The organism is Mycobacterium sp. 4D054 (assembly GCF_052245755.1).
GTDB lineage: Bacteria > Actinomycetota > Actinomycetes > Mycobacteriales > Mycobacteriaceae > Mycobacterium.
Map to the genome: position 1 here is coordinate 41,620 of NZ_JBQQCF010000020.1, position 13,943 is coordinate 55,562.

General features: G+C 69.5%; 17 protein-coding genes. 7 read left to right on the plus strand and 10 right to left on the minus strand.

The genetic code is table 11. The annotated features are described in order from the left end of the window. Nucleotides 1–5: 5 nt before the first annotated feature. Entirely contained in the window at nt 6–347 is a 342-nt protein-coding gene (locus tag ACTWP6_RS16115) for a S26 family signal peptidase (protein WP_313901351.1), read from the plus strand. A gap of 13 nt (nt 348–360) precedes the next feature. Here ACTWP6_RS16115 and ACTWP6_RS16120 read toward each other — a convergent pair whose 3' ends face one another. Beyond that, a complete protein-coding gene (locus ACTWP6_RS16120) occupies nt 361–519 on the minus strand; it encodes a hypothetical protein (protein WP_260755837.1) in 159 nt (52 codons plus the stop codon). 365 nt (nt 520–884) lie between these two features. Between ACTWP6_RS16120 and ACTWP6_RS16125 the strand changes: the two genes are divergently transcribed. The 3 genes from ACTWP6_RS16125 to ACTWP6_RS16135 are packed head-to-tail and all read left to right on the plus strand — an operon-like array spanning nt 885 to nt 3,140. Further along, nucleotides 885–1,226, plus strand: a complete 342-nt coding sequence (locus tag ACTWP6_RS16125) for a rhodanese-like domain-containing protein (protein ID WP_260755836.1) — start codon at nt 885–887, stop codon at nt 1,224–1,226. A gap of 14 nt (nt 1,227–1,240) precedes the next feature. Further along, nucleotides 1,241–2,314, plus strand: a complete 1,074-nt coding sequence (locus ACTWP6_RS16130) for a DUF4328 domain-containing protein (protein WP_260755835.1) — start codon at nt 1,241–1,243, stop codon at nt 2,312–2,314. A gap of 4 nt (nt 2,315–2,318) precedes the next feature. Next, nucleotides 2,319–3,140, plus strand: coding sequence for a glycerophosphodiester phosphodiesterase (locus ACTWP6_RS16135; RefSeq protein WP_260755834.1), 822 nt, complete (start codon nt 2,319–2,321; stop codon nt 3,138–3,140). Here the strand turns inward: ACTWP6_RS16135 and ACTWP6_RS16140 are convergent. From ACTWP6_RS16140 to ACTWP6_RS16155, 4 genes are all read right to left on the minus strand, one after another. After that, nucleotides 3,137–3,691, minus strand: a complete 555-nt coding sequence (locus tag ACTWP6_RS16140; protein ID WP_443188220.1) for a ferritin — start codon at nt 3,689–3,691, stop codon at nt 3,137–3,139. The two genes, ACTWP6_RS16135 and ACTWP6_RS16140, sit on opposite strands and share 4 nt — an antisense overlap. Before the next feature lie 137 nt (nt 3,692–3,828). Further along, complete coding sequence (locus tag ACTWP6_RS16145; protein WP_443188221.1) at nt 3,829–5,124, minus strand: LCP family protein; 1,296 nt, start codon at nt 5,122–5,124, stop codon at nt 3,829–3,831. A gap of 48 nt (nt 5,125–5,172) precedes the next feature. Continuing rightward, nucleotides 5,173–5,940 carry a CPBP family intramembrane glutamic endopeptidase gene (locus ACTWP6_RS16150; protein WP_443188222.1) on the minus strand — a complete coding sequence of 256 codons (768 nt, stop codon included), beginning with the start codon at nt 5,938–5,940 and terminating at the stop codon, nt 5,173–5,175. A 37-nt stretch (nt 5,941–5,977) separates the two neighbouring features. Then, entirely contained in the window at nt 5,978–6,790 is an 813-nt protein-coding gene (locus tag ACTWP6_RS16155) for a DUF2470 domain-containing protein (protein WP_260755831.1), read from the minus strand. A gap of 111 nt (nt 6,791–6,901) precedes the next feature. On the opposite strand from ACTWP6_RS16155, the gene pheA reads away from it, so the two are divergent. Beyond that, nucleotides 6,902–7,837 carry a prephenate dehydratase gene (pheA, locus tag ACTWP6_RS16160; protein ID WP_260755830.1) on the plus strand — a complete coding sequence of 312 codons (936 nt, stop codon included), beginning with the start codon at nt 6,902–6,904 and terminating at the stop codon, nt 7,835–7,837. Beyond that, nucleotides 7,834–8,529, plus strand: a complete 696-nt coding sequence (locus ACTWP6_RS16165) for a histidine phosphatase family protein (protein ID WP_443188223.1) — start codon at nt 7,834–7,836, stop codon at nt 8,527–8,529. Before pheA ends, ACTWP6_RS16165 begins: the two co-directional genes overlap by 4 nt. Here ACTWP6_RS16165 and ACTWP6_RS16170 read toward each other — a convergent pair. The 3 genes from ACTWP6_RS16170 to ACTWP6_RS16180 form a co-directional block, all read right to left on the minus strand. After that, the gene (locus ACTWP6_RS16170) at nt 8,509–8,709 is read right to left on the minus strand and encodes a hypothetical protein (protein ID WP_260755828.1); all 201 of its coding nucleotides are present in this window, start codon (nt 8,707–8,709) and stop codon (nt 8,509–8,511) included. The two genes, ACTWP6_RS16165 and ACTWP6_RS16170, sit on opposite strands and share 21 nt — an antisense overlap. 76 nt (nt 8,710–8,785) lie before the next feature. Further along, entirely contained in the window at nt 8,786–9,139 is a 354-nt protein-coding gene (locus ACTWP6_RS16175; RefSeq protein ID WP_260755827.1) for a metallopeptidase family protein, read from the minus strand. 4 nt (nt 9,140–9,143) lie between these two features. Further along, nucleotides 9,144–10,523, minus strand: a complete 1,380-nt coding sequence (locus ACTWP6_RS16180) for a septum formation family protein (RefSeq protein ID WP_260755826.1) — start codon at nt 10,521–10,523, stop codon at nt 9,144–9,146. Nucleotides 10,524–10,647: 124 nt separating this feature from the next. Here ACTWP6_RS16180 and serS point away from each other — a divergent pair, with 124 nt between their 5' ends. Then, on the plus strand, nt 10,648–11,907 hold the full coding sequence (gene serS / locus ACTWP6_RS16185; RefSeq protein ID WP_443188224.1) for a serine--tRNA ligase: 1,260 nt from the start codon (nt 10,648–10,650) through the stop codon (nt 11,905–11,907). Here serS and ACTWP6_RS16190 read toward each other — a convergent pair. Next, complete coding sequence (locus ACTWP6_RS16190) at nt 11,904–12,251, minus strand: hypothetical protein (RefSeq protein WP_260755824.1); 348 nt, start codon at nt 12,249–12,251, stop codon at nt 11,904–11,906. The genes serS and ACTWP6_RS16190 overlap by 4 nt on opposite strands. Then, nucleotides 12,248–13,810: a Rieske 2Fe-2S domain-containing protein gene (locus ACTWP6_RS16195; protein ID WP_443188225.1), complete on the minus strand. Its 1,563-nt coding sequence runs from the start codon at nt 13,808–13,810 to the stop codon at nt 12,248–12,250. Before ACTWP6_RS16195 ends, ACTWP6_RS16190 begins: the two co-directional genes overlap by 4 nt. Nucleotides 13,811–13,943: the final 133 nt, after the last annotated feature.

Here is a 13,943-nt window from a genome sequence, read left to right on the forward strand (position 1 = left end):
AGGCGATGCGGCGAAGCCATGGGCCACAGGACTCCGGGTTCGACTGGCCGGTGCGCCGTTTCGTGGTGGTGGAGGACTCCATGTTGCCCACGCTGAAGCCCGGGGACATGTTGCTGGCGTGGCGTGACGGGCGGCCCCGCGAAGGGCAGTTGAGGATCTTCCGGCATCCGAACACGTCGACCCGCTGGCTGGTCAAACGCGTAGGCGACGTCTACGGGTCGGTGTTCGAGGCCCGGTCGGACAATCCGCGTGCGGCAGGGGCGAGCGATTCTCACGATTTCGGACCAGTGGCGGCCTCGGGCAGTTACCGCGTGCTGTGGCGGCTGCCGGGAAGCGCGCGCGGGTGAACGTGGGGGACGGTCAGTACAGGACGATCAGCGCAAGGATGCCGAGCAGGACCAGGGCGATGAGCCCGGCCCGCAGGCAGGCCATCAACTGACTGCGGGTGTAGACACGCGCGGAGGACGGCCACTCCGACGGCTGGAAGGCCGACCCCGAATCCATCGAAGACGACGCCATCAGACGCTCCTCCTGTGCACGCTGTTTACCTCCCCGGACCCTGCGCTCAGTGAGATCAGTCACAAGCCCACTCGTGTGACGGCGATCATAACCCCTTGTGATCGCGCTGAGAAATCGACTGGCAAATGCTGTCACTTAACACCGTGTGACGCCAAATTAGTTAGCACGGCAACGTATTTCGCTCGGGGCGATCGTGGCCTGTTGATCGCGTAGGCGGTGGGCGGGCAGGTTATCCACAGAAACCCCGGCGGACTGGGGCGGGCTCTGTGGATGAAGCTGTGGAAACTGTGGATAGTGTCGTCCGGGCGATTATTGCTGCTCTCCCGTCCTGGCCACCCGGGCGGAGCGCGTGCCAGCATGAAGTCATGGATGACACCGACGTGCGGCAGGTGGCGATCGGCGACGTTCCGGTCGAGTTCGACAAGAACGTGGTTCTGCTGGACGTGCGCGAGGACGACGAGTGGCAGCGAGGCCATGCGCCGGGCGCCCAGCACATCCCGATGGGGGAGGTGCCCGCGCGGATGGCCGAGATCGACAACAAGGCGCAGTTGTTCGTGGTCTGCCATGCCGGCGGCCGCTCGCAGCGGGTCGCGCAATACCTGGTCCGCAACGGCTACGAACCGGTCAACGTCACCGGCGGCATGCTGGCCTGGGCGGGGGCGGGACGCCCTGTGGTCACCGACGCCGGAGATGCCGGCACGGTCTGACTTACTCTGGTCCGATGATCCAAGTGTGTTCCCAGTGCGGGACGCGGTGGAACGTGCGCGACCGGCAGCGGGTGTGGTGCCCGCGCTGTCGTGGCACCCTGCTCGCACCGTCTGGCCACGCTTCCGGATCCGAATGGCGCAGCCCGGCCCGGGACGCCGCGCCGCAGGGTCAGCGGCTCCCGTCCGGTTACCGCTGGGTGGCCGTCCGGCCCGGCGCGCCGCCGCGTCCGCGCCGTGGGCGCCGTGACCTCGGTCCCACCCCCCGATACCAGACCATCCCGCGCTGGGGCCTGGTCGAGCAGTTCGACACCCCGGTCGAGCAGACCGCCCCGCGCACCGGGCCGTCGGCGACCGCGGTGCGGATGACGCTGGTGATGGCGGCCGCCGCGCTGGGTGCCGCCGCGTTCGTCCATCTCGTGCGCTACGTGCTGCTGATCATCAACCGCTCGGTGCTGCTGCACCCGTGGATCGCCGGAGCGGCCACCTGGGGTGGCGTCGCGGTCAGTGTGGTGGCGGCGTTCATGACGGTCGCCGGCATCGTCGTGCTGATGAACTGGCTGATCGCACGGCGGGCGGCGGCGTTCGGTCATCTCGGCCAGCCGGAACCCAGATCCAGGTGGATGCTGCGCCTGGGCTGCCTGATCCCGTTCGTCAACCTGCTGTGGGCCCCGGTCTTCGTGACCGAACTCGCCGGCGCCGAAGAGCGACAGCGCCGGCTGCAGAGACCGATCCTGCTGTGGTGGCTGCTCTGGGTCGCGAGCACCGCGGTGTCGGTGTTCGCGTTCGCGACCAGTTTCACCGCCGACCCGCAGGGCATCGCGGACAACACGGTCGCCACGGTCGTCGCGTATCTGGTCGCCGCCGCCGCGGTGCTCGCCGCGTTACGCGTGTTCCTCGGTTTCGAGCGGCAGCCGGTGGAGCGGCCGTCCCGGCGCTGGGTCATGGTCGAGGCCATGCCCGGCAAACCGGCCCACCGAGCCGTCGCCGAGGACGAAGGAAACCCCGACGCCCCGGGCCGATCCGAGGACTCCGTGGACGCCGAACCCGCGCGTGCGGTTGAGCGTTCCGGGGCGAACCCGGCAGCATAGCCCCATGAGCTCCGGCGGGACGTTCGGCGGTCATCCATTCGTGGTCGCTCACCGAGGTGCGTCGGCGGATCGCCCGGAGCACACCAGGGCGGCCTACGAGCTTGCGTTGGAGGAGGGCGCCGACGCGGTCGAATGCGACGTGCGACTGACCCGCGACGGGCATCTGGTGTGCCTGCACGACCGCAGGCTGGACCGCACGTCGAACGGAACCGGCCTGGTCTCCGAGATGACGCTGGCGCAGCTGCGCGATCTCGACTTCGGTTCCTGGCACCCCGGTTCGAAGGCGGACGGCAGCATCGGGGGCACCGGGCTGCTGACGCTCGAAGAACTCGTCACGTTGGTCCTGGACTGGAACCGGCCGGTGAAGATGTTCATCGAGACGAAGCACCCCGTCCGGTACGGCGCACTGGTGGAGAGCAAGGTGCTCGCGCTGTTGCACCGGTTCGGTATCGCGGCACCGGCATCCGCCGATCTGGCGCGCGCGGTGGTGATGTCCTTCTCCGCGGCCGCGGTGTGGCGAGTGCGGCGGGCGGCCCCGATGCTGCCCACGGTGCTGCTCGGGGAGACCTCGCGTTTCCTCGGTGGCGGTGCGGCCACCACAGTCGGCGCCACCGCGGTGGGGCCTAGCATCGCGACCCTGCGCGAATACCCGGAGCTCGTCGACCGGGCGGCCGCCCAGGGCCGCGCGCTTTACTGCTGGACCGTCGACCACTACGAGGACGTGCAGTACTGCCGTGACCTCGGAGTGGCCTGGATCGCGACCAACCACCCGGGCCGCACCAAGTCGTGGCTCCAGACCGGGGCGACCGGCGTCGAACGCGACTAGAGCGCGCCGCCGGCGGCCTTCGGTGCCGTCGAGTCCGCCGACGGCGCGGCGATCTCACGCGCGACGTAGTCCTCCAGGTGGAACAGGTCCGAGCCCGCCCGTTCGGCGATGCGGACCAGCGTGGTCATCAGCGAGACCTCTTCCACCTGCTCCTTCAGGAACCACTGCACGAACTGCTCGCCGAGGTAGTCGCCCTCGTCGCGGGCGGTGGCGGCCAGACTGCTGATCTGCTCGGTCACGGCACGCTCGAGATCGAGCGCCAAGGCGATGGCGTCGCGGGGTGTGTCGAACGCGTTGCGCACCGGATCGACTGCGGGGATCTCGGCCTCGACGCCGCGGTCGATCAGGTACTGCACCAGCATCATCGCGTGATTGCGCTCCTCGACCGACTGGCGATAGAAGAACTTGGCCAGTTGCGGTAGGTCGGAGCTGTCGAAATACACCGCGATCGCGAGATACTGCTGGGACGCACCGAGTTCGCTGCGCACCTGGTCGTTGAGGAGCCGGTGGAACTTGGTGTCGAGGGCGTCGATGGCGGCGGCGGAAGTCATGGCCCGAGAATAGACCAGGTCATACCTGCTTTTCAGCAAAGGTCATCCTTACCGAGGCAAGTTTCGCCTTAGTAAGGATGGGCATGGTGACGTGGCCTACACAATTTGCTGGCTGGCGCCAAGATGTCTACAGACGTCTACCGGCGGCCGGCGTCGATGACGTCCTGAGGGATGGGTGAGTCCGACGCCAATGCGGAGAACAGCCGCTGCGCGGCGTCGGTGTCCCAGACCACGATGGATCCCGATCCGTTGGAGGTGAACTCTCCGATCGGCACCGTCACGTTCACGACGTCGCCGCGCAACCCCCACGCCAGCCGGGCGAGGTCCCACACGTGGTCGCCGTCGTCGACGGCCACGGTGTCCGCCGCGGCCCGCAGCATCGGATACCAGCGCAGCGGGTTGAGCAGCACGGTCGGGCTGGACGCGCGTTCCACCAGCGCGGCCATGAACTGGCGCTGGTTGGCCATCCGGTCCAGATCCGCGCGTGGGGTGGCGCGGGACCGCACGAAGCCCAGCGCCGACCGCCCGTCGAGGCGCTGGCATCCGGCGGGCAGGTCGATGCCGGCCAGCGGGTCGCTGATCGGCTCCGCCGGACACATCGTCACCCCGCCGACGGCGTCGACCAGCCCCGCGAACCCGCCGAAGCCGATCTCGGCGTAGTGGTCGATACGCAGACCGGTCGACGCCTCGACGGTCTGCGCGAGCAACTGCGGACCACCGGCGGAGAATGCGGCGTTGATCTTGTCGCTGCCGTAGCCAGGGATCGAGACGTAGGAATCCCGGGGGATCGACACCATCGTGGCCGGAGTGCTGCCGCCCAGGCCGGGCAGATGCACCAGCAGGATCGTGTCGGTGCGGCCACCGCCGAGTTCACCGCCGGTGGCCAGCGCGGCCTGCTGCTCGGGAGTCAGGCCCTCGCGGGCATCGGAACCGACCAGCAGCCAGGTGGTGCCCTTGCCCTGTGCGGGGCGATCGGCCAGACCGGTCAGCGCGGGCACCCGGGTCAGCGACGAATCGATCCACACGCCGGCGGCGACCGTGCCGACGGCGGCCACCAGCACGAGCACCGCCGCGATGCGGAGCAGATGGCGCAGCCGCCGGGGTTTTCTGCGGGCAGCTGCCGGGGGCGGGGGTGGTGCGGGAGCGGTCTTTCGTTGCCGCGGCGGCGGAGGCGGCGGAGGCGGCGGCGGTGGTGAGGTCGGTCGCGGCCGGGCGGGCGGCGGGTTGGGCGACGGTGGGTGACGCGTCGGCGGAGACGGTGGCGGCGCGACCGGCGGCGCCGGCCTGCGCGGCGGCGTCGGCGGGTTGGGCGGCCACACGGGACGGTAGTTCGGGTCGCGCCGGATCACCTGTGACGGCTCACGACGGCCCTGGCCTGGGCGCGGAGGAGGAGGCGGAACCGGCCCCGGGAGCGGCGGCCGCTTGTCGGTCACGACAAGAATGTACGCGCCGGCGCTGTCGGCAGCGGTGTCGCCGCACGGTCAGAGTAGCCAGCTGATCTGGTCATAGAGCAGCGAATACCCGACGAACGCAACCGCGTCGATCAGGGTGTGCGCGATGATCAGCGGCCACAGTCGACCGGTGCGCTGGTACACGTAACCGAACACCAGGCCCATCGCGATATTGCCCAGACCGGCTCCGAAGCCCTGATAGAGGTGGTAGATCCCGCGCAGCACGCTCGAGGCGACCAGCGCCGTCCACGGGTTGACCTGCAGTTGGCGCAGCCGGGTCAGCAAGAATCCGACCACGACCACCTCCTCGGCCCAGCCGTTGCCGAAGGACAGCAGCACCAGCAGTGGAATCCGCCACCAGGTGTCGTTGAGTTCGGCAGGCTCGACGGACGCGTTGAGTCCGAGCAGCCGGGCGATCTGGTACAGCGCCAGCCCGGGCACCCCGATCAGCAGCGCCAGCCCGACGCCGCCGAGAACATCTGCGCGCCAACGGATCGGGGCCAGACCGATGCGGGCCGGACCGTCTCCGCCGCGCCACAGCAGGTACACCGCCAGTGCGCCCCAGGCCAGCAGCTGGAACAGCACGGCCAGGTTCAAGCCGAGGTCGATCAGGTCGAACGGTGAGCGGATCGGGTTGAGCGCCACGATCTGATCGGACAAACCGAGCAGGACGCTCTCGATGAGGCGCAGCAGCGCGGTGTAGCCGCTGAGGGCGAACGTCACCGCCAGCACGACACCGATCTCGACGCGCAGTGCGCGCCGCTGCTCGTCGGTCGGTCCTTCTGCGGTCACGCCCACCGCAGACACGGTAGTGGCCGCGTCGGCTGGGGACGGCTCAGGCGCCGCGGGCGCGCAGGCCGTTGAGGAACGGGCAGCCCATCAGTACCCGGATGGCCTGGCTCAGGCCGGTCACGTCGTCGACCGGACGGGTGAACGGCAGTCGGACGTCGTGGTCGCCGTCCTCGCTCTCCACCCGTAGCTGCACCCCGTAGCGGTCCAGCCCGAGAGGTCGTACCCGACCCTGCCGCAGCGAGGTGGGCAGCCGGGCTGCCAGCCGGTCGACCACGTCGCGGTGTGCCGACTCCATGTGCTGCAACCAACACGACTCCATGGCGTAGAACGGGTCCGGTCGTGCCCCCAGCAGGGCGCTGAGCGCGACGGACTCGGCGCCGGTCGAGTCCGCGACCACCACCGACTCGATCTCCAGCCGCATCAGCGCGTAGCGGGTCTCGTCGCGGTGTCCGCTTCCGGGACCGCGATGCCCCGCCTCGACCTGCAGCAGAGCCGGGTTCGGTTCCGCTGCGGCGATCAGATCCAGCAGCGCCGGCACCTCGGGGAGCGGCACGTCGCGCAGCCTGCCCTGAATCCAGACCAGCGAGCGCACCGGTTCCCGCAACGGCAGCGGCGCGTAGTCGGTCATCTCCAGGACGGCCTGGATGCCCGCGTTGCCCTTCGAGGTCACCTCGGCGGCCAGCGGGCCGTCCCCGGGCACGGTGATCGCGAACGACCCGTCGTCGAGCAGGTGGTGCACCGGCGTGGCCGTCGGGTCGATGCCTTCCACGGCGAGCATCGCGCCCCCGGCCCGTGCGCAGGCGCTGCGGATCCGCTCCGCGGTAGTGGGGGCTGAAGTCGCTGTCGATGGGGTCATCGCCGCCTCCTCAAGTTGGTAAGGTGAGGCTAACTTAACTACCCTCGCCACCGCCGCGCAAGGGCTTCCGCAGCGGAACGGGATTACCGGGGCAACCGTTAGGGTGGTGCGGTGCCCGGCATCGCATACCTCGGCCCGGAGGGGACGTTCACCGAGGCGGCGCTGCGCGCCATCGAGGCCAGCGGGCTGATCCCGCCGCCGACCCCGGACGCCGGGCCGGAGCCCGTGACCCGGATCCCCGCCGAATCCACCTCGGCCGCGCTGGCGGCCGTGCGGTCCGGCGACGCGCACTACGCCTGCGTGCCGATCGAGAACTCGATCGACGGGTCGGTGATCCCGACCCTGGACAGCCTGGCCGTCGGCACCCCACTGCAGATCTTCGCGGAATTGACCCTGGATGTGGCGTTCACGATCGCGGTGCGTCCCGGCGTCGCCGCGGCGGACATCCGCACCGTGGCCGCCTATCCGGTGGCGGCCGCGCAAGTCAGGCGCTGGCTCGCCCAGCGGCTGCCGCACGCCGAACTGGTGCCCGCCAATTCGAACGCCGCGGCCGCACAGGACGTGGCGGCCGAACGCGCGGACGCCGCCGTCAGCACTGCGCTCGCCACCGAGCGGTACGGCCTGGAGGCGCTGGCCCGCGACGTCGTCGACGAGCCGAATGCACGAACCCGGTTCGTGCTCGCGGGCCGCCCCGGTCAGCCCCCGAAGCGCACCGGTGCCGACCGCACCTCGGTGGTGCTGCAGTTGGCCAACGTGCCCGGCGCGCTGGTGTCGGCGCTGACCGAGCTGGCCGTCCGCGACATCGACCTGACCAACATCGAATCGCGGCCTACCCGCACCGAACTGGGCACCTACAAGTTCTTCCTCGACTTCGTCGGGCACATCGACGACGTGCTGGTCGCCGAGGCCCTGCGGGCGCTGTACCGCCGCTGCGCGGACGTGCGCTACCTGGGGTCCTGGCCGACCGGCGAGGTCGTCGGCGCGGTGCCGCCGCCGACGGACGGCGCGACGGCGTGGTTGGACCGGCTCCGGGAGGGGCGACCGTGAGCGGGCGCCTGGTGCTGGTGCGGCACGGCCAGACCCACAGCAACGTGGCACGCCGGCTCGACACGCTGCCGCCGGGGGCTGAGCTCACCGATCTCGGGCGCGACCAGGCCCGCTCGTTCGCCCGGACGCTGGCCCGTCCGCCGGCGCTGGTCGCGCACTCGATCGCGATCCGCGCCGTCCAGACCGCGCACCACATCACGGCCGAGCTCACCGCGCCGGCGCACGGCCGCCACGAACTCGAAGGTCTGCACGAGGTGCAGGTCGGTGAGCTGGAGAACCGCGACGACGAGGCCGCCCACGACCAGTTCAACAGCATCTACCGGCGCTGGCACGAAGGAGAACTCGATCTCGCCCTGCCCGGCGGCGAGTCGGCGCGGCAGGTGATCGACCGATACGTGCCCGTGCTCGAGCAGCTGCGGATGCGCTACCTGGACGATCCGGGCTGGCACGACGACATCATCGTCGTCAGCCACGGCGCCGCCATCCGTCTGGTGTCGGCGGTACTGGCCGGGGTGGACAGCCGGTTCGCGGTCGACCACCACCTGGCCAACACCGAATCCGTGGTGCTGGCCCCGGTCACCGAGGGCCGGTGGAGCTGTGTGCAGTGGGGCAAGTTCACCCCGCCGTTCGACCCGGACACCCCGGTGACGACCGGCGTGGACCCGGCGGCCTCAGCCGACCCGATGGGCTGAGACCGTCACGTGCTCGTCGCACACGCATCCGACCGCGCTGCAGTCGAGGTGGATCTCATGGACGCTGTCGGTGGCGATGCAGCCGTCCTCGGTGCATTCGGCACGACGGTAGGCGTGGTGGATGAGCGCGCCGTGGCAGTGCTCCAGCCCTGAACGGCAGGCGCGGCACTGATTGGTCATGCCCCGTTCATAGCACCCGCCGGTGACGGGTCCCGGTTGCCGCGCGGCCATTTCACGAACGGGCCGGGCGGACGGGTCAGCCCCAGCCGAGTTCGTGGAGGCGGTCGTCGTCGATACCGAAATGGTGGGCGATCTCGTGGATCACGGTGATGGCCACCTCGTCGACCACCTCCGCTTCGCTGTCGCAGATGTCCAGCAGGGCCCCGCGGTAGATCGTGATGGCGTCCGGCAACGAGCCGGCGGCATACCAGGAGTCCCGTTCGGTCAGTGCGACGCCCTCGTAGAGACCGAGCAGTTCGGGTTCTTCCTCGTTGCGGTCGGCGACGAGGACGACCACGTTGTCGATCGCCTTGGCCAGCTGCGGCGGGATCAGATCCAGCGCGTCGCCGACCAGCTCGTCGAACCGTTGCGGGCTCATCCGCACGGCCATCGGGCTACACCCCGGGTGGCGGCGGCGGTGGCGGTGCGAGCGGCGGACCGGGCACCGGTGGCGCCGGTGCGGGAGGCGGTGGCAGCTGATCTACAGGCGGAGGCGGAGGCGGAGGCAACTGGTCGGCAGGGGGCGCGGGCGGAGCCGGCGGCGCTCCGTTGAGGAACGTGTTACCCGACTCCGGAACCTGACCGGCCGGCTGCTCGGGCTGTGCCGGGGTCTGCGGCCCGTGCACGGTCGACTGCTGGCTGTCATCGGAGCTCGAACCCGACGAGCTCGAAGACGACGAGCTCGAAGACGACGAGCTTGAACTCGACGAGTCCGACGAGCTGCCGGACGACTCCGGCATCGGGATCGGCGGCAGGTTCAGGCGCTCCTCCGGGATGTCCGGCGGGGGGACGGGTGGCTGCCCGTTGATCATCAACGGGCCCTTGGCGCTGTTGAGCAGAGTCGACCAGCCGCCGTTGCCGAGGGTGGCGCCGATGCTGCACGACACCTGGCGGCTGCCCGCTGACCAGCTCGGTAGCGACACCGTGCTGTAGACCAGCGTCAGCGTGGTGTCACGCAGTTTGATCGGGGCCAGGTAGGCGTCGGTCAGCTTGGTGCACTCGTCCTTGATGAACGTGTCCTGCTCCGGCTCGGGCGGGACCGCGTCCGGGAATTTCGCGGCCAGGTTGACCGCACCGGTGACCTCCATCGCGTGCGGTGCGGCGCAGTCGATGGGAATGTCGGTGGGCTGATTGGTCGCGGAGTCGATACCCAGGCAGGTGCCCGCAGGCCACACCTTCGACTGGTCGATCTCGGCGACCCTGCCCTTAAACGGCAGCTGCTGGTTGTTCGGGCCGGGCAGCTGCAGGCCGCACAGCATGCGCCGCTCACCCGACTGCCGCCAGGCTTTGTCACCGGACCACAGCATGCTGATGGTGAAGCGGGAGTTGGGATCGAAGCGCACCCCGAGGTAGCGCTTGACCGCGGCCGAGCACTGCTCCTGGCTGATCTGCTGGATGCGTGCCGCCGACGGCGGCGCGGCGTCCGGGCCGTACTCACTGCCCGGGAACGTCCGCATGTCCACCGACTGCGCCACCTCAAACCGGTGCTCACCGGCGCAGTCCACGATCTCCGCGGCGTCCGGTGTGCGGTCCGGCCAGTTCAGGCAGTCGCCGCTCTTGGCATGGTCGAACGTGTCGTTGCCGCGGGGGCCGAGTGAGATCGAGTTGGCGGTGAGCCCGCCGTTCGGGTCGGTCGTCGGGAGGGCGGTGATCACCCCGGCGATCAGAAGGCCGCCGAGGGCCGTCAACAACAGCGCGCGCCGGGTCGACGCGGCCTGCAGACTCCGCCACCACGGGCTCGGTGTCGGGCCAGGTATCTCTGACATCCGCTCCATTGTGACAGGCGTGTCAGGTGCTGTGACAAGTGATGCAATTGTAAAGTTATGCGGCTGGAGCCGGCTCGGCGGCGACGTTGCGCGGTTATGCCAGGACCCCGGCCGACCCCGTAGGGTTGCGCCCGTGATCGACCTGAAGGTGCTGCGAGAGAACCCCGACGCCGTACGCGCTTCACAGCTGGCCAGGGGCGAGGACCCCGGTCTCGTCGACGCGCTCGCCGACGCCGACACCGCGAGGCGGGCCGCGATCTCGGCCGCCGACAACCTGCGCGCCGCGCAGAAGGCCGCCAGCAGGCTGGTCGGCAAGGCCACCCCGGACGAACGGCCGGCGTTGCTCGCCGCGGCCAAGGACCTCGCCGAGAAGGTCAAGGCCGCCGAGTCCGCCCAGGCCGAGGCCGAACGGGTCTACAGCGCCGCCCACATGGCCATCTCGAATCTCATCATCGACGGTGTCCCGGCCGGCGGCGAGGACGACTTCGTGGTGCTCGACACCGTCGGCGAGCCGAGGGCCATCGACAACCCGAAGGACCATCTCGAGCTCGGCGAGTCGCTCGGGCTGATCGACATGGAGCGCGGTGCCAAGGTGTCGGGGTCGAGGTTCTACTTCCTCACCGGATTCGGCGCGCTGCTGCAGCTCGGCCTCTTCCAGCTTGCGGTGCGCACCGCCACCGAGAACGGCTTCACGCTGATGGTGCCGCCTGTGCTGGTGCGGCCCGAGATCATGGCAGGCACCGGCTTCCTCGGCGCCCACGCCGACGAGGTGTACCGCGTGGAGGCCGACGACCTGTACCTGGTCGGGACCTCTGAAGTGCCGCTGGCCGGCTACCACTCGGGCGAGATCCTCGACCTGTCGGCCGGGCCGTTGCGCTACGCCGGGTGGTCGTCGTGCTTCCGCCGTGAGGCCGGCAGCTACGGCAAGGACACCCGCGGCATCATCCGGGTGCACCAGTTCGACAAGGTGGAGGGCTTCGTCTACTCCAGACCCGAGGACGCCGAGGCAGAGCACACCCGGCTGCTCGGCTGGCAGCGGCACATGCTCGGACTGATCGAGGTGCCCTACCGGGTGATCGACGTCGCCGCAGGCGATCTCGGCTCGTCGGCGGCGCGCAAGTTCGACTGCGAGGCGTGGTTGCCGAGCCAGCAGGCCTACCGCGAGCTGACGTCGACGTCGAACTGCACGACGTTCCAGGCGCGCCGGCTGTCGGTGAGGTACCGCGACGAGAACGGCAAGCCGCAGACCGCCGCCACGCTCAACGGCACTTTGGCCACCACCCGGTGGCTGGTCGCCATCCTGGAGAACCACCAGCAGCCGGACGGCAGCGTGCGCGTCCCCGAAGCGCTGGTGCCGTATGTCGGCACCGATGTGCTGAAGCCGAAAAGCTAACGGGCGTCCAGGAGTTCGTCGAGCACCTCGATGAACTCCTCGGGTCGCTCCGGCGTGCACGCCGGGTCCAGCCGGGTCCCGTCGACGTCGAACGTCACCAGCGTGGAGCGCCGCATCCGGTTCACGTCCAGCGGTAGCCAGCGACGGAAATCCGAGGTGCCCCACAGTCGGAAGCGATGGGTGAACGCGCCGAGCGGCTCGGCACGGTATCCGCGGATCTCGCGCAGCGGGATGATCTTCGACGTGCCCGACGGAAAGTGGTAGCGCCGCAACGTGACCGCCTCGCGGTCGAGCTGGATACGGCCGTCGTCGTAGAAGCGGGTGGACCCGCGGGGCTGGGTCACAGCTTCTCCGACCGCAGCTCGTGGCCCTTGGTGGTCAGGCAGCGGCCGCTGGCCAGGTTCCACTGCCAGCCGTGCAGATTGCAGGTCAGCGTCTCGCCTTCCACCACACCGAACTTCGATAGGTCGGCCTTGAGGTGCGGACAGCGCCGCTGAATCTCCCAGCCGTCCAACGTGATCGAGGCGCTGTCGTCGTGAGCCTCGGCAAACCAGCCGTCGGCGTACGCGATCCGCTCGTCGGTCAGGCATTTGAAGAACGTGTAGAGGTATTCGTTATAGCCGCCGACCCGCCACGCCGAGAAGCGGGTGGACAGAAAGATCGTGTTCACCCAGTCGGGCTCGCGGTCACGCAGCACGGTGCGCACCAACTCCGGCGCGATTGCGAAGCCGTACCGGAACTTCTCATCCGGAACAGCTTCGCGCACAGCGCGTTTTGGAAAGTCGATGACCACCGTCTCGTCGTGGCCCGGACCGGACAGGCGCAGTTCGACCGGATAGCCGATGCCGTCGCAGATCTGGTCGGAGGCCAGCATGATCGGCTCGAACAGCTCGCGCAGCGGGTCCAGCAGCGGCGGCCCGGCCGCCGGGGCCCACCCCGCCTTCTGCGCCGCCAGCACCGGCGCCATCCGCTCGGCGTAGTCGGCGATGTACTGGGCCTTGCCTGTGGTGAAGATCGCCAGTACGTCGTCGTCGGGGATCGGGTGGGTCAGCGAGTTCAGTTGCGACCCGGTGAGATCGGCCGTCGACCCGGGGATCATCAGCAGTCCGCCGTCGTGACCGTGGCTGCGCATCTGGTCGAGGAACACAACCTGGTCGGGGAAGATGTTGGCCGGATCGGCGTGGTCGTCGTTGAGGCTGCGCAGCGCGGGATCCAGGAAGCACGGCGGCCCGGCCGACGGCACCACCCACGTCGCGCCGACCTGCGCGATGTACTGGCGGCACCGGTCCATCTGGCGCTGCCGCTTCTGGGTCCCGAACGCCTCCTTGGCGCGTGCCGGCATGTCGTAGACCATCGGATACCAGATCGCTCCGGAGTACTGGAGCATGTGGACGTCGACCTGGCCGAAGTCGGTGTGCAGCACGTCCAGATCGACCGGGCGGGCGTCGTTCATGTTGAACGCGACGGTCTCGCCGTCGTCGATTACCAGGCCGGAGTCACCGATCGGTCCGTCGGCCGGGGCGCGCAGCGCGATGATCATCACGTCCAGATCGCCCTTCGGGCCGCTGACCCGGTGCTTCACCGAGTCGGTGGTCTCGAAGAACGTATGGAAGCCGAGCTTCTCCAGCTCCCGGCGCAGATCCGGCACCGGGAAATCGGGCAGTAGCACCACGGCGTCCTTGTTGACGTGCTCGCGGAGATTTTGCGGGTCGAAATGGTCCTTGTGCAGATGCGACACGTACAGGTAGTCGACGTCACCGAGGGCCGCCCAGTCCAGCTCGCTGTTGTCCGGGAACGGGAACCACGACGCGAAGTACGCGGGGTTCACCCACGGATCGCACAGGATGCTCCCGGCCTTCGTGTCGATACGGAAGCCGGCGTGGCCGACGCTGGTGACCTGCACAGATACCCCTTCTGCACCCGGATCGGGTGCTGTTGGTCCGCCCTGCAGCTTAGCCGGGTGAGAGGGGCTCGTCGTTCCAGTGAGGCCCCGGACGCGGTTCGGTGGGGGCACTCACGGCCTGGATGTCCCTCGT